General features: G+C 71.2%; 16 protein-coding genes. 6 read left to right on the top strand and 10 right to left on the bottom strand.

Annotated elements, in window-relative coordinates:
- Positions 1 to 100 precede the first annotated feature (100 nt).
- Complete coding sequence (ppc, locus tag O7621_RS09370) at positions 101 to 3,010, top strand: phosphoenolpyruvate carboxylase (protein WP_282233610.1); 2,910 nt, start codon at positions 101 to 103, stop codon at positions 3,008 to 3,010.
- Between the two features lie 82 nt (positions 3,011 to 3,092).
- On the opposite strand, the gene O7621_RS09365 is transcribed toward ppc, so the two are convergent.
- From O7621_RS09365 to O7621_RS09350, 4 genes are all read right to left on the bottom strand, one after another.
- Entirely contained in the window at positions 3,093 to 3,791 is a 699-nt protein-coding gene (locus O7621_RS09365; protein ID WP_123606025.1) for an ABC transporter permease subunit, read from the bottom strand.
- Positions 3,792 to 3,811: 20 nt separating this feature from the next.
- Positions 3,812 to 4,822 (bottom strand): ABC transporter ATP-binding protein, encoded by a 1,011-nt coding sequence (locus tag O7621_RS09360; protein WP_282233609.1) that lies wholly within the window; start codon positions 4,820 to 4,822, stop codon positions 3,812 to 3,814.
- On the bottom strand, positions 4,819 to 5,679 hold the full coding sequence (locus tag O7621_RS09355; RefSeq protein ID WP_282234519.1) for an ABC transporter permease: 861 nt from the start codon (positions 5,677 to 5,679) through the stop codon (positions 4,819 to 4,821). The genes O7621_RS09360 and O7621_RS09355 overlap by 4 nt, the downstream gene beginning before the upstream one ends.
- 88 nt (positions 5,680 to 5,767) lie before the next feature.
- Positions 5,768 to 6,691, bottom strand: coding sequence for an ABC transporter ATP-binding protein (locus O7621_RS09350; RefSeq protein ID WP_282233608.1), 924 nt, complete (start codon positions 6,689 to 6,691; stop codon positions 5,768 to 5,770).
- 259 nt (positions 6,692 to 6,950) lie between these two features.
- Here O7621_RS09350 and cysC point away from each other — a divergent pair, with 259 nt between their 5' ends.
- The 4 genes from cysC (at position 6,951) to galT (ending at position 11,575) form a co-directional block, all read left to right on the top strand.
- Positions 6,951 to 8,480: an adenylyl-sulfate kinase gene (gene cysC, locus O7621_RS09345; protein ID WP_282233607.1), complete on the top strand. Its 1,530-nt coding sequence runs from the start codon at positions 6,951 to 6,953 to the stop codon at positions 8,478 to 8,480.
- Between the two features lie 153 nt (positions 8,481 to 8,633).
- On the top strand, positions 8,634 to 9,575 hold the full coding sequence (locus O7621_RS09340; protein WP_282233606.1) for a sulfotransferase domain-containing protein: 942 nt from the start codon (positions 8,634 to 8,636) through the stop codon (positions 9,573 to 9,575).
- A gap of 117 nt (positions 9,576 to 9,692) precedes the next feature.
- Positions 9,693 to 10,472, top strand: coding sequence for a DeoR/GlpR family DNA-binding transcription regulator (locus O7621_RS09335; protein ID WP_282234518.1), 780 nt, complete (start codon positions 9,693 to 9,695; stop codon positions 10,470 to 10,472).
- Positions 10,473 to 10,483: 11 nt separating this feature from the next.
- Positions 10,484 to 11,575 carry a galactose-1-phosphate uridylyltransferase gene (galT, locus tag O7621_RS09330; RefSeq protein WP_282233605.1) on the top strand — a complete coding sequence of 364 codons (1,092 nt, stop codon included), beginning with the start codon at positions 10,484 to 10,486 and terminating at the stop codon, positions 11,573 to 11,575.
- Positions 11,576 to 11,805: 230 nt separating this feature from the next.
- Here the strand turns inward: galT and O7621_RS09325 are convergent, their stop codons facing one another.
- The 6 genes from O7621_RS09325 to purN all read right to left on the bottom strand — a co-directional run bounded on the left by O7621_RS09325 (position 11,806) and on the right by purN (position 17,993).
- Positions 11,806 to 13,023, bottom strand: coding sequence for an NADP-dependent isocitrate dehydrogenase (locus O7621_RS09325; protein WP_278173844.1), 1,218 nt, complete (start codon positions 13,021 to 13,023; stop codon positions 11,806 to 11,808).
- Between the two features lie 148 nt (positions 13,024 to 13,171).
- Complete coding sequence (gene mdh, locus O7621_RS09320) at positions 13,172 to 14,122, bottom strand: malate dehydrogenase (protein WP_281551802.1); 951 nt, start codon at positions 14,120 to 14,122, stop codon at positions 13,172 to 13,174.
- 129 nt (positions 14,123 to 14,251) lie between these two features.
- On the bottom strand, positions 14,252 to 15,124 hold the full coding sequence (locus O7621_RS09315) for a bifunctional methylenetetrahydrofolate dehydrogenase/methenyltetrahydrofolate cyclohydrolase (RefSeq protein ID WP_282233604.1): 873 nt from the start codon (positions 15,122 to 15,124) through the stop codon (positions 14,252 to 14,254).
- A 61-nt stretch (positions 15,125 to 15,185) separates the two neighbouring features.
- Complete coding sequence (locus tag O7621_RS09310) at positions 15,186 to 15,797, bottom strand: pentapeptide repeat-containing protein (protein WP_282233603.1); 612 nt, start codon at positions 15,795 to 15,797, stop codon at positions 15,186 to 15,188.
- 4 nt (positions 15,798 to 15,801) lie between these two features.
- Positions 15,802 to 17,382 carry a bifunctional phosphoribosylaminoimidazolecarboxamide formyltransferase/IMP cyclohydrolase gene (purH, locus tag O7621_RS09305; protein ID WP_282233602.1) on the bottom strand — a complete coding sequence of 527 codons (1,581 nt, stop codon included), beginning with the start codon at positions 17,380 to 17,382 and terminating at the stop codon, positions 15,802 to 15,804.
- Complete coding sequence (gene purN, locus O7621_RS09300; protein ID WP_282233601.1) at positions 17,379 to 17,993, bottom strand: phosphoribosylglycinamide formyltransferase; 615 nt, start codon at positions 17,991 to 17,993, stop codon at positions 17,379 to 17,381. The genes purH and purN overlap by 4 nt, the downstream gene beginning before the upstream one ends.
- Before the next feature lie 151 nt (positions 17,994 to 18,144).
- Here purN and O7621_RS09295 point away from each other — a divergent pair, with 151 nt between their 5' ends.
- The gene (locus O7621_RS09295) at positions 18,145 to 18,738 is read left to right on the top strand and encodes a DUF4190 domain-containing protein (protein WP_282233600.1); all 594 of its coding nucleotides are present in this window, start codon (positions 18,145 to 18,147) and stop codon (positions 18,736 to 18,738) included.
- Positions 18,739 to 18,824: the final 86 nt, after the last annotated feature.

The following is an 18,824-nucleotide window of genomic DNA, read 5'->3' as shown; positions in this document are numbered from 1 at the left end:
TGAGACAAGACTCACCAGTTTCCCCGTGGCCGGGGGGACGGCCGATAACATCCAAGTTGTCGGACAGCGCCGTCCTTCGTACTCGCGTGAGGAGCGCCCAGTGACTGAGCTGTCCGCAAACCCGATGCCCGACGCCCAGCAACTCGCCGCCACCCAACCCGCAAACGCCCAGCAACCCGGCGCCACCCAGGCCGGCAGCACGCAGGCCGGCACCGATGCTGCTGGCAGCGGTCAGGATCATGACGGGCCGGACGCGGCGCTGCGGGCCGACATCCGCCGGCTCGGCACCCTTCTCGGCCAAACGCTGGCCCGGCAGGAGGGCCAGCCGCTGCTCGACCTGGTCGAGGAAATCCGTACCCAGGTACGGAGCGACGCCGAGGCGGCCGCGGCCCGGCTCGCCGCGATGGACGTGACGACGGGTACGAAGCTGGCCCGCGCCTTCTCCACCTACTTCCACCTGGCGAACATCACCGAGCAGGTGCACCGGGCCCGGGACCTGCGCCGCCGCCGGGCCACCGAGGGTGGCTGGCTGGACAAGGCCGCGACGTTGATCTCCGCTCGCGGGGTGTCGGCCGACGAGATCGCCGCCGCTGCCCGCCGGCTCGCGGTACGCCCGGTGTTCACCGCGCATCCGACCGAGGCGGCCCGCCGGTCGATCCTGTCGAAGCTGCGGGCGGTCGCCGACGAGCTCGACGTGGAGATGTCCGAGGCGGTGCTGTACGGGGCCAGCGAGCACGCCTCGGCGAGCAGCCGCCGGCTGGCGGAACTGCTGGATCTGCTCTGGCAGACCGACGAGTTGCGGCTGGACCGCCCGGACCCGACCGACGAGGCCCGTAACGCCGTCTACTATCTGCGTGACCTGTACGCCGACGCCGCCCCGCAGGTACTCGACGACCTCGCTGACACGCTGCGCAAACTGGGCGTTGAAACCTCACCGACGTCACGGCCGTTGACCTTCGGCAGCTGGATCGGCGGCGACCGGGACGGAAACCCGTACGTCACCCCGGCGGTGACCCGCGACGTGCTGATGATCCAGCACGAGCACGGCATCCAGGCCACCGACGAGGCGATGGACGCCCTGATCAACGAGGTGTCGGTGTCCCGGCGGCTGCGCGGGGTCTCGCTGGACCTGTCGGCCAGCCTGGCCAAGGACCTGGACGCGTTGCCCGAGGTGGCGCCCCGGTTCCGGCGGACCAACGCGGAGGAGCCGTACCGGCTGAAGGCCCGGTGCGTGAAGGCGAAGCTGGCGAACACCCGGCTGCGACTCAACCGGGGCACCGCACACGTGCCAGGCCGTGACTACCGCGGCTCCGACGAGTTGCTGTCCGATCTAGAGCTGATGCGGGCGTCGCTGGCCCGCAACTCGGGTCAGCTGACCGCGGTCGGCAAACTGGCGTCGGCGATCCGCACGGTGTCGGCGTTCGGTCTGCACCTGGCGACGCTGGACGTGCGCGAGCATGCCGAGGCTCACCACGCGGTGCTGGCCCAGATGTACGCCCGGGTCGGCGAAGTGACCGACTACAACTCGTTGTCGCGGGCCGAGCGGACAAAGCTGCTGGCCGACGAGTTGACCGGCCGGCGTCCGCTGTCCAGCATGGATGTTCCGCTGACCGAGTCGGCGCGCAAGACGTTCAACGTCTTCGGCACGATCCGCGAAGCGCAGCAGCGGTTCGGCCCGGAGGTCGTCGAGTCGTACATCATCTCGATGACGTTGGGCACCGACGACGTGCTGGCCGCCGCGGTACTGGCCCGCGAGGCCGGCCTGGTCGACGTGCACAACGGGCTGGCCCGGGTCGGCTTCGTGCCGCTGCTGGAGACCCCGGCCGAGCTGGATTCCGGTGGCGATCTGCTCGACGAACTGCTTTCGCTGCCGGCGTACCGGGCGATCGTTGCCGCGCGTGGCGAGGTGCAGGAGGTGATGCTGGGCTACTCCGACTCCAACAAGGAGGCCGGCATCACCACCAGCCAGTGGAAGATTCACCGGGCGCAGCGGGCGCTGCGCGACGTCGCGGCCCGGCACGGCGTACGCCTGCGGTTGTTCCACGGCCGGGGCGGCACCGTCGGCCGGGGCGGTGGGCCGACGCACGAGGCGATTCTGGCTCAGCCGTACGGCACCCTGGACGGCTCGATCAAGGTGACCGAGCAGGGCGAGGTGATCTCCGACAAGTACACGATCCCCGCCCTGGCCCGGGAAAACCTGGAGCTGACCGTGGCGGCGGTGCTGCAGGCGACGCTGCTGCACACCGAGCCGCGCCAGCCGCTGGAGCTGCTGGAAAACTGGGACGCGGCGATGGACGTGGTCTCCGACTCGGCGTTCCGCTGCTACCGCTCGCTGGTCGAGGACCCGGATCTGCCGGCGTACTTCTGGGCGGCGACCCCGACCGAGTTGCTAGGCGCGCTCAACATCGGCTCCCGGCCGGCGAAGCGGCCGAACACCGGCGCCGGGCTGGGTGGGCTGCGGGCGATTCCATGGGTCTTCGGCTGGACCCAGTCGCGGCAGATCGTGCCCGGCTGGTTCGGGGTCGGCTCCGGGCTGGCCGCCGCCCGTGAGGCCGGCCTGTCCGACGTGCTCGGCGAGATGTTCGAGCAGTGGCACTTCTTCCGCACGTTCCTGTCGAACGTCGAGATGATGCTGACCAAGACCGACCTGGGCATCGCGCGGCGCTACGTGGAGACGCTGGTGCCGGGTCCGCTGCAGCCGATCTTCGACAAGATCACTGAGGAGTACGAGCGGACGGTACGCGAGGTGCTGGCGATCACCGGGTCGTCGAGCCTGCTGCAGAACAACAACGTGCTGCAGCGCACCCTCGCGGTCCGGGACACCTACCTGGAGCCGCTGCACCACCTGCAGGTGGCGTTGCTGCGGCAGTACCGCGACTCGGGGGCGGCGACGCGGACGGTGGCGACCGCGCCGGGTGCCCGGCGGGCGCCGAGCGACAACACCGCGTTGGAGCGGGCCCTGCTGACCACGGTCAACGGCATCGCCGCCGGCATGCGCAACACGGGCTGACGCGGCCGGGCCGGCCGACCAGCGGGGAGACTGGTCGGCCGGCACGGGCACCCCCCGATACGAGCCGCTCGGTACGGTCGGTTCAGCTGGTCTCGCCGGCCACGCTGAACGAGCGGAGCCGATCGATGGCGAGCAGGGTGAACAGCACCGCGATCACCGCGGTCATGATCACCGACACGGTGACCGACACCTGGCCGTCGAACAGTGTCGTGGCGGCCATCCGGTCGGCGAAGGTGACCACGTACTGCTGGACGGAGAGCACCTGGGTGCCGGAGACGATGTTGCCCAGCAGCCCTTCCCAGATCAGCACGTAGACCAGGCCGAGCAGCACCGGACGGCGGGTGACCAGGCTCAGCGCCACGAACAGCGCCGAGTACGCCAGCGCTCCGGCGGCGCTCGCGGCGGCCAGGGCCAGGCCGAGGCGCACCGATTCGGCGAGCACCCCGGCGACGTACAGCGGCACCGCGACGGTCAGCGTGGTGACACCGAACGCGACTACGAGCTTCGGCAGCACGATCTGCCAGCGCGGCAGCGGCTTGCTGAGTACGTGCACGATGGTGCCGTCGTCGATCTCCGAACCGAGCACCCCGGTACCGACGATCAACGCCACCACCGGCAGCACCACGGCCAGGCCGAGCGCGATCAGGACCGGCTGGGCCCAGTTACCCGGCGCGACACCGAGCCACCGGCACAGGACGGCGAGGGCGATCACCAGCACCGGCAGCGGCAGCAGGAGCAGGAACCGGCGGCGGCCGAACAGCCCACGCGCGGTGATCCACATGACGGTCGAGTTCACGGCTCTCAGGCCTCCACGAGGTAGGAGAAGACGCTCTCCAGGGATTCGTCCGACGGCAGCAGGCGGTGCACCCGGATCCCTTCGGTCAGCGCGATCCGGGGCAGGGCGCGGGTGAAGCTGCCGTAGTCACCGGCCCGTACGGTGATCCCACCGCCCTTGGGCAGGTCGACGCCGGTGACCGAGTCGTGGCGCAGCAGTGCCACCGCCAGGGCCCGGTCGTCGCTGGACTGGACGGCGAACACGTGCGGCCGGTTGGTCATCAGCCGCCGGATGCTGCGGAAGTCGCCGGAGGCGGCCAGCCGGCCGGCGACCATCACCTGGACGGTGCCGGAAACCTGCTCGACCTCCTCCAGGATGTGCGAGCTGAACAGGATGGTCCGGCCGGCGTCGCCGAGTGAGTGCAGCAGCGTCATCATGTGCATCCGCTGGCGCGGGTCCATGCCGTTGAACGGCTCGTCGAGCAGCAGCACCGTCGGGTCGTGCACCAGCGCGGCGGCGACCCGGGTGCGCTGGCGCATCCCCTTGGAGTAGGTGCCGATCCGCCGGTCCTGCGCCGGTGTCATCTCGACCAGCTCGATCGCCCGCCGGGCGGCGGCCGCCGGGTCGGGCAACCCGTGCAGCCGGGCACTGGCCAGCACGAACTCGTACGCGGTGAGGAAGCCGTGCACGGCCTCCCGTTCGCTGACCAGCCCGAGTTTGCGGTAGACGCCCGGGTTGCGCCAGGTCGGTTCGCCCTCGACGGTGACGGCACCCCGCGACGGCGGCAGGAAGCCGGCCATCATGTGCAGCAGCGTGGTCTTGCCGGCGCCGTTCGGGCCGAGCAGGCCGGTGACCCCGGCACCGAGGGCCATGCTGACGTCGTTGACCGCGACGACGTTGCCGTACCAGCGGGACACCCCGGCGAGCTCGATAGCGGCGGGGCGGCCGGCGGGGCTGGAGGTGCCGGTGCCGGCGGCGGAGGTGACCGGGGCCGCAGCGGCCGGGGTGGAGCTCGGGGTCGAGGTCGAGGTGGTCATCGACGGGCCGCCTTCCGGTAGCGGGCGATCAGGGCGGCGATGCAGCCGGCGATCAGGACGACAGTGACCAGCCCGTACACCGGCCCGAAATCGCCGATGTCCAGACCGGTTCCCGACTCAGGGACCAGCGCGTCGCGGAACAGCCAGATACCCGTCCCCTGCACCAGGATGGACGGGGTAGCCAGGCCGGCGAGCTGGTTGACGGTGACCGACGGCAGCACCGAGAGCACCCCGCCGATCGGGATGGTCATCAGGAAGACGGCGACGATCCCACCGGCGGCGAATGCCCGCTTGCCGGTGACCGAGGCGGCCGCCAGCCCGATGGCGCTGAACACACCGGCCCACAGCACGGCGTATGCCAGGCCCGGCGCGAGGTCGGTGACCTCGTCCCACACCCCGGACCAGCCGGCGTCGGTGGTGAACGCGCCGCCCAGGAACATCACCAGCTGTGGTGCGCCGAGCAGCATGAACACGGCGGTGGCCAGGGCGGCGAACTTTGCCAGCGGGTAGTCGACGAGCCGCAACGGCCGGGAGAAGTACAGCGGCAGCACACCGCTACCGAGGTCGCGGGATACCAGTTCTGGCGCGACCACCGCGACGAAGAAGATCACCAGCCAGCTCATCGTGTCGGCGAACTGCGCGTAGCTGAGCAGCACCTGGCCGATCTGGGCGCGGACGGCCACCAGGCCGGCGGCGGCGACGACCACCACCCCGACGATGAACCAGGGAAAGATCTTGGCCTTGGCGCTGCGGCCGAGGCCGAAGGCGGTACGCAGACTGTGCGCGTAGAGCGCGCCGACGACGTGCCGGCGGCCCAGCCGGACTCCGGTGTAGCGCTGGTAGCCGATGTCGTGGATGACACCGCCCGGCGCGCCGTTCGAGGTGCTGCCCGCAGCGGCCGGGCCGGCCGGCGTCGGCCCGGTGCCCCGGGCGGCGGTGAGCTGGTCAGACGTTGACACGGGAGTCCTCCGTGGTGGCGAAGAGTTCGGCGACCCGGTGCCGGCGCTGGTCGAGCCGGTGCAGCGGCAGGTCGAGTTCGACGACCGCGGTGAGGATCCGGTCGTACACGTCGGAACCGTTCTCGGCGGGCACCAGCAGCAGTTGCCCTTCCCGACTGACCGGCAGGTCGGCCGCAGCCAGCCGGGCGGCCAGCGCCTCGGTGCCCTCGCTGACCTCGATCGCCAGCACGTCGCTGGCGGTGGTCATGTCGGAGAGCTGGGCGGAGCGCAGCAGCCGGCCGCCGTCGATGGCGATCAGCGAGTCGCAGATCCGTTCCACCTCGCCGAGCAGGTGCGAGCAGACCAGCACCGAGATGCCGAACTCGGCACCGATCCGGTGCACCAGGGCCAGCATGGCGTCCCGGCCGGCCGGGTCCAGGCCGTTGGTTGGCTCGTCCAGCAGCAGCAGGTCGGGGTCGTGCACCAGCGCCTGGGCCAGCTTGACCCGCTGCTTCATGCCGGTGGAGTAGCCGCCGATCTGCCGGTAGCGCTCCTCGTAGAGCCCGACGTGGCGCAGCGCCTCGGAGGCCCGTTCCCGGGCCGCCGCGCGCGGCAGACCGCTGATCCGCCCCAGGTGGGTGACGAATTCGGCGGCGCTGAGGTCCGGCGGCAGGCAGTCGTTCTCCGGCATGTAGCCGACCCGGGCGCGGACCGCGTCGGCGTCGGTGGTGGGGTCCAGTCCGAGTACCCGGGCCTGTCCGCTGGTCGGGGCGAGCAGGCCGAGCAGGATCTTGATCAGGGTCGACTTGCCGGCGCCGTTGGCCCCGACGAGGCCGACGATGCCGGGCTGGACCTCGACGGTCAGGTCGGCCAGGGCCGTCACCCGCCCGCCGTACGTCTTGGTCAGCGCATCGGTCGCGATGAGAGTCACCCGGCCAGCGTATGGACTGCCGGCACATCGTGGGATGGGGTTTCCCCCTGGAGGTTCCCTGAGGAGCGACCCATGCCTTGCCATTAGGGGTGACACCGCCGGACCCGGAAGCAAGCGTTGCTCTGGTTCTGCCCCGGACGGTATGTCGACATCGCGTGACGATGGTCGACATCCCGCGATGGTGGCAGAACTCGCCGTGCCAGTCTCGACCGACGGCCGGCCGGCTGCGAAACTGTGAGTTCGATCCATTGGGGGTGTGATGACCGACGGCTGGGTGCTGCCTGACGACGTGCTGCGGGACGCGCCGGCGTACACGCCGCGGCCGTTCGAGTTGGCCGACCTTGAGCTGATCCTGTCCGAGGCGTACGCCCCGCTGACCGGCTTCCACACCCGCGCCGATCTTGCCTCGCTGCGTGGTCGCGGCCGGCTGGCCGACGGCACCGCCTGGCCGGTGCCGGTCACCCTGGAGGTGCCGGCCGGCCTGGTCGCCGGGCTCGACCTGACGAATCCACTGCTGCGGGTCCTGGTGCTCACCGACCCGGAGGGTGCTCCGGTGGCCGCGCTGGAGGTCACCGACGCCTGGCCGAGCCGGGACGGCTTCTCAGCTGTCGGCGGCCGGGTGCGCCGGCTCGGCGACGGCACCGGCGGGCCGTTCCAGCGGCTGCGTCGCAGCCCGGCGGAGGTACGTGCGCTGCTGCCCCCGGGCCGGGTGCTCGGGGTGATCGCCGACCGCCCGTTGCACCGCCCGCAGCTGGCCCAGATCGCGCACGCCGCCCGTACCCTCGCCGCACATCTGCTGATCCTGATCCCGGTCGCCGACGGCGGGGTCAGCGGACTGCCGCCGGAGGTGCTGGTCCGCACTGTCTTCGCGGCCCGGGACCGGATGCCGCCGGCGACGTTGGTCGCGGTGCCGTTGACCCGGCGCGGTGACGAGATCCGCGACGCGCTGCTGCGGGCCCGGGTGGCGGCCGCGTACGGCGTCACCCACCTGCTGTCCACCGGCGAAATGCTCTCCGGCGGCGGTCCACGGGTGCTGGTGCCCCGGGAGCTGGCCTACGACAACCGGGACGGTCAGTGGCGCTGGCGCGACGACATCCCGCCGCGCAACCGGCGGCTGGCGCTCGATCAGGAGGAGATCGACGACCTGCTGGACCGGGGTTTCCCGTTGCCGGAGTGGCACACCCCGCCGGCGGTGGCGCGGGAGCTGGCCCGGGCCCGGCCGCCGCGCCGGCATCGTGGCCTGGTGGTGTTCTTCACCGGGCTTTCCGGTTCCGGCAAGTCGACCATCGCCCGGGGGGTGGCGGACGCGCTGCGGGAGAGCGGCGACCGGACCGTCACACTGCTCGACGGGGACGTGGTACGCCGCGAGCTCTCCGCCGGGTTGACGTTTTCCAAGACGGACCGGGACCGTAACGTCCGTCGGATCGGCTGGGTCGCGTCCGAGGTCGGTCGGCACCACGGGGTGGCGATCTGCTGCCCGATCGCACCGTACGCCCAGGCCCGGGCGGTGGCCCGGCAGATGGCGAACGACGCCGGGGCCGGGTTCCTGCTGGTCTGGGTGGCGACTCCGTTGGAGGTCTGCGAGGCCCGCGACCGTAAGGGGCTGTACGCCAAGGCGCGGGCCGGTCAACTGACCGGGATGACCGGGATCGACGATCCGTACGAGGAGCCGACTGATGCCGACCTGGTGCTGAACACCAGTGAGATGAGCATCGAGCAGGGCGTGCAGACGGTGCTGCAACACCTCACCGAAACGGGTTGGGTGGAGCCGCGACTGAAGCCAGCCTGACCCACGACATCCTCCTTTGTCGCCTTTTCTGCAGATGACGGCAAGTCGTGCGGGAAGCCGCTCTTGTTCGGTTAGCGCCATCGTTATCCGGATAAATAGCGTTTCGCGCCACCCCGGCAGCACAGCCGTCCAGGCAGGACAGGAGAGGGCGACATGCCGTTACGCAGTCGGATCCCGGAGCCGCTACGCCGGATCGTGCCCACCCGGTCCTGGTCGTACGGGCAGTGGACGGCCCCGAGGCGGGTGCTGCCGTCATTCCTGATCTGCGGCGGGCACCGGTGCGGGACCGCCGGGTTGCACCGGATGCTGACCGCTCATCCGCTGGTGCTGCGGGCTGCCCGGCGCGACGGAGTCAGCTTCTTCGACACCTCGTACGAGCGCGGCATCGACTGGTACCGGGGGCACTTCCCCCGCCAGCGCACCGCCCGCCGGTTGCAGCGACGCCACGGCGGCACCGCCAGCGCCTTTGAGACCAGCACCTACTACCTCTACCACCCGTACGCGGCGGTGCGGATCGCCCGGGACCTGCCGGACGTGCGGCTGCTGGTGCTGGTCCGCGATCCGGTGGACCGGGCCTGGTCGCACTTCCGGGTGGAACGGCTGGCCGGGCACGAGCCGGAGCCATCGTTCGCTCGGGCGCTGGCGCTGGAGTCCGCCCGGCTACGCGGGCAGGAGGAACGCCTCGGGGTGGAGGCTGGGTACCGCAGCTTCGCCCACCAGCACCACGCGTACCGGCAGCGCGGCGAGTACGCCACCTACCTGGACCGGTTGGCTTCTCAGGTTGGCCGGGAGCGGATCTGCCTGGTGGAGGCCGAACGGCTGTGGACCACGCCGGCCAAGGTGTACGGCGAGGTGCTGGACTTCCTCGGCCTGCCGAGGCTCGACGAGGTGCCGTGGCTGCCGCTGCCGACGCCACCGCCGGCCCTGGTCGACGGAGCACCGGGCGCACCGTCCGACGGACTACCGGTCGAGCCGCCCGGTACCCGTACCCGTCGGGAGTTGGCCGACCACTACGCCCCGCACGACGCGCGGCTCGCCGCCTGGCTCGGCCGTCCGCCGGTCTGGCGCAGCGCGGTGGCGGAAGCGTTCCGCTGACCCGACCCTACGCGGGCGCCGACCTGGCAGGGCGTACTTCCGTTCGGCCGCACCTGCGCGATAGTGTTCGCATCTGTTGGATTGAGTGCGAGCAGGTGGGAGCGGGACGTGGTGCTGATGCTCGCGCCGCAGCGCCAGGCAGCGATCCTGGACCGGGTCCGGGCCGCAGGCGGGGTACGGGTCACCGACCTGGCCGGCGAGTTCGGCGTTTCGGACATGACGATCCGCCGGGACCTTGACGTCCTCGCCGACCGGGGGCTGCTGGCCAAGGTGCACGGCGGGGCCACCCTGGTCGATCCCGGGGCCACCCACGAGCCCGGGTTCGTGGCGAAGTCCGCCCGGCAGCAGGCTGAAAAGGCGGCGATCGCCGCACGCGCCGCCGAGCTGGTCGTCGCCGGCGGGGCGGTGGCGTTGTCGGCCGGCACCACCACGGTGGAGCTCGCCCGCCGGCTGGTCGACGTCCCCGGGCTGACGGTGGTGACCAACTCGATCCCGGTGGCCGACGTGTTCTACCGGGACGGTCGGGGCGACCGGACGGTGATCCTCACCGGTGGGGTGCGTACCCCGTCGGACGCGCTGGTCGGGCCGGTGGCCGTGACCGCCCTCCGCGACCTGCACGTGGACCTGCTCTTCCTCGGTGTGCACGGGATGAGCGAACGGGCCGGCTACACCACCCCGAACCTGATGGAGTCCGACACCAACCGCGCCCTGATCACGGCGGCGGCCCGCCTGGTGGTGCTGGCCGATCACACCAAGTGGGACGTCGTGGGGATCTCCTCGATGGCGGAGCTGGCCGCGGCCCAGGTCGTGGTCAGCGATCCCGGACTGCCCGCACCGGCCCGCGACGTCCTGGCCGGACACGGCGTCGAGTTGTCGATCGCCGACCCACACCGATAGGACCCAGCGTCGTGAAACGCAGTGCGGTAAGGCTCGCCGACGGGCGGGAACTCATCTACTTCGACGAGCGGGACGACGCCGTCCGGGAAGGACCGGACCGGCGGGAGCTGCCGCCCCCGCCGCCCGCCTCGGAGCTTCGCTACGATCCGTTGACCGACGAGTGGGTGGCGATCGCCGCGCACCGACAGACCCGGACCTTCCTGCCGCCGACCGACCAGTGCCCGCTCTGCCCGTCGCGACCCGGCCGGTCCAGCGAGATCCCGGCGTACGACTACGACGTGGTGGTCTTCGAGAACCGGTTCCCGTCGCTGAGCGACCGGGTGGGTGACGGGACCGCCGGCTACCCCGGTGGTACGCCGTTCACCCCGACCCGGCCCGGTCGCGGGCGCTGCGAGGTGGTCTGCTTCACCGCCGAGCACGGCACCTCGTTCGCCGCGCTGGCCCCGGCCCGGGTCCGCACCGTCGTCGACGCGCTGGCCGACCGGACCGCCGAATTGTCCGCACTGGACGCGGTGGAGCAGGTGTTCTGTTTCGAGAACCGGGGCGTGGAGATCGGGGTCACCCTGCACCACCCGCACGGGCAGATCTACGCGTACCCGTTCGTGCCGCCGCGTACCCGGTCGATGCTGGCCGCCGCCCGACGGCACGCCGAGGCGACCGGCGGGCGGAGCCTGTACGCGGACGTGCTGGCCGCCGAGCGGGCGGCCGGGGTACGGGTGGTGGCGGCGAACGACCGGTGGACGGCGTACGTGCCGGCCGCGGCGCGCTGGCCGTTCGAGGTGCACCTGGCACCGCACCGCCGGGTGCTGGACATCGCCGCGTTGAACGACGCCGAACGGGACGCCTTCGGGCCGCTCTACCTGGACGTGCTGCGCCGCTTCGACCGGCTCTTCGGCAGCCGGCAGGGCACACCGTACATCGCGGCGTGGCATCAGGCCCCGGTCCGTCACGAACGGGAGCTGGGTTACCTGCATCTGCAGGTGTTCACCATCCGGCGGGCGGCGGACAAGCTGAAGTACCTGGCCGGTTCGGAATCGGCGATGGGCGTGTTCATCAACGACGTCCGGCCCGAACAGGCGGCGGCCCTGCTGCGCGGCGCCTGACCAGGCCGGACATGGTTGCGGGGGGCCCGGGACAGGGCCCCCCGCAGGGAAGGGACGGCAGGCTGCTGGTTCACAGCCGAGGATCGACCGTTGACGTCATGTTGCTCAGGGCGACCGCCTCCGGAAGATCCCCTTGGACGCGACTGGCACCACGTCCACCCTGTTCAACGATTCGCCGGAGGAACCGGTGACGGTGCCGGCCGAGTGCTCGAACGCTCAGCTGCGAGGGCTCAGGCGCTCAGGCGCTTGGCCAGGTTGCCGTCGAGAGCCGCCATGAACTCGTCGGTGGTCAGCCACGGAGCGTTGCGGTCGATCAGCAGCGCCAGGTCCTTGGTCATCTGGCCTGCCTCGACGGTCTCGATGCAGACCTGCTCGAGCGTGTTGGCGAACTCGGTCACCGCCGGGGTGCCGTCCAGCTTGCCGCGGTGGGCCAGGCCCCGGGTCCAGGCGAAGATCGACGCGATCGGGTTGGTCGACGTCTTCTCGCCCTTCTGCCACTGCCGGTAGTGCCGGGTGACCGTGCCGTGCGCGGCCTCCGCCTCCACCGTACGGCCGTCCGGGGTCATCAGCACCGACGTCATCAGCCCCAGCGAGCCGAAGCCCTGGGCGACGGTGTCCGACTGCACGTCACCGTCGTAGTTCTTGCAGGCCCAGACGAAGCCGCCCTCCCACTTGAGCGCGGCGGCGACCATGTCGTCGATCAGCCGGTGCTCGTAGGTGATGCCGGCGGCGGCGAACTCGGTGGCGAACTCGGCCTCGTACACCTCGGCGAAGATGTCCTTGAACCGACCGTCGTACGCCTTGAGGATGGTGTTCTTGGTAGACAGGTAGACCGGGTAACCGCGGTCCAGACCATAGCGCAGCGAGGCGCGGGCAAAGTCACGGATCGACTCGTCGAAATTGTACATCCCCATCGCGACGCCGCCGCCGGAGAAGTTGGCGACCTCCATCTCGACCGGGGCGCTGCCGTCGGCCGGGGTGTAGGTGATGGTCACCGTGCCCGGCCCGGGCACCACGAAGTCAGAGGCCTTGTACTGGTCGCCGTGCGCGTGCCGGCCGATGATGATCGGCTTGGTCCAGCCGGGCACCAGCCGGGGGACGTTCGACATGATGATCGGCTCGCGGAACACCACGCCGCCGAGGATGTTGCGGATGGTGCCGTTCGGGGAACGCCACATCTTCTTGAGGCCGAACTCCTCGACCCGGGCCTCGTCCGGGGTGATGGTCGCGCACTTGACGCCGACGCCGTGCTGCTTGATGGCGTTCGCGGCGTCCACCGTCACCTGGTCGTCGGTCTCGTCGCGGTACTGGATCGACAGGTCGTAGTAGTGCAGGTCGACGTCGAGGTAGGGCAGGATCAGCTGCTCCCGGATCTGCTTCCAGATGATCCTGGTCATCTCGTCGCCGTCGAGCTCGACGACCGGGTTGGTTACCTTGATCTTCGCCATCGACCGGCGCTCCTCTCGGAAACTCGTGTTAGCAGTACGAGCGTACTGGATTGCCGAACGCGGTGCGCAGCGGGCGGGACGAACGAGGCACCGCACACGATCGGGGCGGGCACCTGGATGCCCGCCCCGATCGTCACGCCCGTACGGCTCAGAGGTCGGCTACGTCCGCCTGCTTGGCCCGGACCGCCTCGGCGGCCTCCTTCAACGCGGCCAGTTCCGTACCGGTCAGGTCGGTGGTCACCACCCGACGGACGCCCTCGGCCCCGAGCTCAGCCTCCACGCCCAGGTAGACGCCGTCGATCCCGTACTCCCCGGTGACCCAGGCGCACACCGGCATCACCGCGCCGGAGTCCTCGGCCACGGCCTTGGCCATCCGGGCCGCCGCCGCCGACGGCGCGTAATACGCCGATCCGGTCTTGAGCAGGGCGACAACCTCGGCCCCACCGTTGCGGGTCCGGACCACCAGTTCCTCAATCTTGTCCGCCGGCAGCAGCTCGGTCAGCGGCTTGCCGTTGACCGTGCACCGCGACGGCACCGGCACCATGGTGTCACCGTGCGAGCCGAGGGTCAGCGTGCGTACGGTCGCCACCGGTACCGCGAGCGTCTCGGCGACAAAGTGGGAGAACCGGGCGGTGTCCAGCATGCCGGCCTGCCCGAGCACCCGGTTGCGCGGGAACCCGGTGGCGATCTGCGCCAGCGCGGTCATCTCGTCGAGCGGGTTGGACACCACGATGACCACCGCGTCCGGGGCGTACCGGGCGATGTTCTCCGCGACGCCGCGGACGATCTTGGCGTTGACCTCCAGCAGGTCCATCCGGCTCATCCCCGGCTTGCGCGGCAGGCCGGCGGTGACGATGACGACGTCCGAGCCGGAAATCACCTCGTAGCCAGAGCCGTCCACCCCGGTGGTCGCACCGACGACCTTGGTCTCGAAGCCCTCAATCGGCCGCGACTGGTTGAGATCGAGGGCCAGTCCCTCGGGCTTGCCCTCGATGATGTCGGTCAGCACGACGGTGTCGAAGACGTCGTACTCGGCCAGGCGCTGCGCGGTCGTCGAGCCGTAGAAGCCGGCCCCGACGACGGTGACCTTCTTGCCCATTGTCGTCTCACTCCCTGCTACCGGGCGAATTTGACGGGACCGTATCAGCCAGGTAACGGCTGAGCGGGTCAGGGGCGGGCCCGGAGACCAACCTCACGCCCGCCACGCCGGTCGACTCGCCGACCGGCTTCACCGGTCGGCGAGGCCGCGCTCCGCCAGTTCGACGACGTTGGTCAACAGCATCGCCCGGGTCATCGGACCGATGCCGCCGGGCACCGGGGCCAGCGCACCGGCCACCTCGGCCACATCCGGTGCCACGTCACCGGTGTACTGGCCCTTGCCGTTCTCGCCGAGCACCCGGGTGATGCCGACGTCGACGACCGTCGCCCCCGGCGTGATCATTTCGGCGGTGACCAGCCCCGGTACGCCCGCCGCAGCGATCACGATGTCGGCCCGGCGGGTGTGGTCGCCCAGATCCAAGGTGCCGGTGTGGCACAGCGTCACCGTGGCGTTCTCGCTGCGCCGGGTCAGCAGCAGACCCAGCGGCCGACCGACGGTGGTGCCCCGGCCGATCACCACCACCTCCGCGCCCCGGATCCGGATCCCGTTACGGCGCAGCAGGTCGACGATGCCGCGCGGGGTGCAGGCGACCGGCGCGTCGTAGCCGAGCACCAGCCGGCCCAGGTTCACCGGATGCAGCCCGTCGGCGTCCTTGTCCGGGTCGACCCGCTCCAGCACCCGCTGGGTGTCGATCTGCTTCGGCATCGGCAGCTGCACGATGTAACCGTGGCAGGCCGGATCGGCGTTCAGCTCGGCCACCACCGCCTCCACCTGCTCCTGGGTCGCGTCGGCCCGCAGGTCGCGGCGAATCGAGGCGATACCGACCTCGGCGCAATCGCGGTGCTTGCCGTTGACGTACGCCTGGGAGCCGGGATCTTCACCGACCAGCACGGTGCCGAGACCGGGCACCACCGACTGCTCCGCGAGCGCCTTGACCCGGGCACGAAGGTTGTCCTTGATGGCGGATGCCGCCGCCTTGCCGTCCAGAATTGTCGCCGTCACGTCACCGATCGTCTCACGTCGCCCGATCCGCCCCGATTGGCACCTCGCGCGGACCAGCCGGTCAGGGCCGCACGTCGGCGCCGTACGCCGCCGCGACCTGCACCGCCTGGGCCAGGTCGATCCGCGCCCCGGTGAGGTCGAGGCCGCGCAGCTCGACCCCGGCCAGATCCGCCCCACGCAGGTCCGTGCCGCGCAGCTTCGCGCTGGTCAGCCGGGCATGGCCGAGGTCGGCCCCGGAAAGATCCACCCGGCTCAGGTCCGCCTCGGTCAGATCGGCCTCCCGTAGCCGTAGCCCGGACAGCTTCGTCCCGGTCAGGTCCTGGCCGCGCAGCAGCACGAACCCCCAGTCCCCGCCATCGACGTGCAGCGGACGCAGCGTGCAGTCGAGGAACTGGGTGCCGGTCAGCTTGCAGTCGGCAAACGTCGCGTCGAAGAACGACGACCGTCGAATCACGCAGTGCAGCAGCGCGCAGTGGGTCAGCCGGGCCGCGTTGGCCCGCACGTTCGCCAGTACGCAGTTGGTGAAGACGCAGCCGGTCAGCACCGCCTCGGTCAGGTCGACGTCGACGAGCTCACAGCGGTCGAAGTGCACCCGGTCGAACTCGTCGAGCGCCCAGTCGGCCCCGACGATTCGCTCCTCGACGCGCTGCTGCGGCGACACGACGACGGTCAACCGGTCAGTGGAAGAAGTGCCGGGTGCCGGTCAGGTACATGGCGACCCCGGCGGCGTTCGCCGCCGCGATCGTCTCGTCGTCCCGGATCGAACCACCGGGCTGCACCACCGCGCGTACCCCGGCGTCGATCAGCACCTGCAGGCCGTCCGGGAACGGGAAGAACGCGTCGGAGGCGGCCACCGCGCCGGCGGCCCGGCCGGCACCGGCCCGGCGTACCGCCAACTCGGCAGCGTCGACCCGGTTGACCTGGCCCATCCCGACCCCGACGGTGGCACCGTCGCGGGCCAGCAAAATCGCGTTGCTCTTCACCGCGCGTACCGCCCGCCAGGCGAAACCCAGGTCGGCCAGCAGGTCCGCGTCGGCCGGCTCACCGGTGGCCAGCCGCCAGCTCGCCGGATCGTCGCCGGCGGCGTCGATCCGGTCGGCGGTCTGCGCCAGCCGGCCGCCGGTGACCTGCCGCCACTCGACCTCCGCCGGCTGCCACGCCGGGGCGAGCAGCAGCCGCAGGTTTTTCTTCCGGGCCAGCACCTCGACCGCAGCCGGGTCGAACCCGGGTGCCACCACCACCTCGGTGAAGATCTCCGCGACCTGGCTGGCCAGCTCGACGGTGACCGGCCGGTTGACCGCGATCACCCCGCCGAACGCGGAGACCGGGTCGCAGGCGTGCGCCTTGCGGTGCGCCTCGGCGACGTCGACACCGACCGCGATGCCGCACGGGTTGGCGTGCTTGATGATCGCCACGGCCGGGGCGGTGAAGTCGTTCGCCGCCCGCCAGGCGGCATCGGCGTCGACGTAGTTGTTGTACGACATCTCCTTGCCGTGCAACTGCTCGGCCTGGGCCAGCCCGGCCGGTGCCGCCGGGTCCAGGTAGAGGGCCGCCCGCTGGTGCGGGTTCTCGCCGTAGCGCAGCACGGCGGCCCGGCGCAGCGCGGTGCCGGCGAACTCCGGCCAGTCCACCGGCTGGTCGGTGTCCGCGCCGACCAGGGTCCGGGCGCACCAGTCGGCGACCGCGACGTCGTACTCGGCGATGTCGGCGAACGCGCGGGCGGCGAGGGCGCGCCGCTGCCGCAGGGTGAAGCCACCGTCGGCGAGGGCCTGCTCGATCAGCGGGTACGCCGACACCGAGGTGACCACCGCGACGCTGGCGTGGTTCTTCGCCGCCGCCCGCACCATCGCCGGTCCGCCGATGTCGATCTGCTCCACACAGCCGTCCAGGTCGGCGCCGGAGGCCACGGTCTGCTGGAACGGGTACAGGTTGGACACCAACAGGTCGAACGGGGTGACGCCGAGCTCGGCCAGCTGCGTGGTGTGGTCGGCGGAGCGCAGGTCGGCCAGCAGCCCGGCGTGCACGTGCGGGTGCAGCGTCTTGACCCGGCCGTCCAGGCATTCCGGGAAGCCGGTCACGTCCTCCACCCGGATCACCGGCAGGCCGGCGGCGGCGATGGTGGTCGCGGTCGACCCGGTGGAGACGATCTCCACCCCGGCGGCGTGCAGCATGGTGGCCAGCTCGACCAGGCCGGTCTTGTCGTAGACGCTGATCAACGCCCGGTGCAGCGGGCGGCGGCCGTCGATGCTCGGGTTCATCGGATGGTGACCTTTCGATGCGAGATGGTCCAGCCACGCCGGACCAGCCGGCCGACGTACTCGACGAGCTGCGCCCGTTCCGCTTCCTTGATCCGCTCGGTCAGGCTGGCCTCGTCGTCGTCCGGCTCGACCGGGACCGCGACCTGCGCGACGATCGGTCCGGTGTCGACGCCGGCGTCGACGAAGAAGAGCGTGGCACCGGCCAGCTTGACCCCGTAGGCGAGGGCGTCCCGCGGTCCGTTCATGCCGGGGAACGCGGGCAGCAGCGAGTTGTGGGTGTTGACGTAGCGGTCCCCGAAGGCGGCCAGGAACCGGGCGCCGACCAGCTTCAGGAAGCCGGCCGAGACGATCAGGTCCGGCTGGTACGCGGCGACCTCGGCGGTCAGCGCGGCGTCCCAGTCCGCCCGGCTGGCGTGGTCGGCGACCCGGGCCACGAAGGTGGGCACCCCGGCGGCCTTGGCCCGGTCCAGCCCGGTGATCCCGTCCCGGTCCGCGCCGACCGCGACGACGACCGCGCCGTACGCGGGGTCCTCGGTGGCGTCGAGCAACGCCTGCAGATTGGTGCCGGAGCCGGAGACGAGCACCACGAGTCTGGCCGGGGACGAGGTCACCCGAGCACCCTACCCGGCCGCCGACGACGTCCCGTCCAGGTCCCGCCCAACGCGACGGGCGGGCGCGACGGGCGGCAGGATTTGCGCTGACCAGATACGCTGCCCGACGCTCGGGCAAACACGATCTCCGACCGCCCTGAGCGTCGTCGCCATGAAGGAGCTCTCTGTGCAGCCCGGCTACCCAGGCCAAGATCCGTACGGCCAGCAGCCCCAGGATCCGACCTCGTCGCCACCGTCCGACCCGTACGGTCAGCCCGGTTACAGCCAGCCGTCGTCGGGGCAGCCGTACTCGGACCCGTACGGCCAGCAGCCGCCGCCGGGGCAGCCCTACTCGGACCCGTACGCGCAGCAGCCGGTGCCGGGGCAGCCGTACCCGCAGCAGCAGCCGGGGCAGCCCTACGGTGACCCGTACGCGCAGCAGCCGGTGCCGGGCCAGCCGTACCCCGCTGGCGGCTACGGAATGCCGGGCCAGCAGAAGGACAACAACCTGGGCCTGATCGGCATGATTGTCGGCATCACCTCGCTGGTGCTGGCCCTGTGCTGCCCGCTGCTCGGCATCCCGGCCGGGATCGCCGGCGCGGTGCTCGGCTTCCTCGGCAAGAACAAGGTCGACCAGGGGCTGGCGGACAACCGCGGCCAGGCGATGGCCGGGCTGATCTGCGGCGCGATCGGGGTGGTGCTCAGCATCGCGTACTCGATCCTCGGCGTTCTGATGGACGTCGGCACCGGGTTCAACAGCATCTGAGCCAGGCTCTGTGACGCGACCCGTTCAGGGCGTCCCGGATCGTCCGGGGTGCCCTGTGCCGTTGCCGACGTGTCCAGCACCGGCGC

The organism is Solwaraspora sp. WMMD937 (genome assembly GCF_029581175.1).
GTDB lineage: Bacteria > Actinomycetota > Actinomycetes > Mycobacteriales > Micromonosporaceae > Micromonospora_E.
This window is presented reverse-complemented; position numbering and strand designations above follow the sequence as displayed.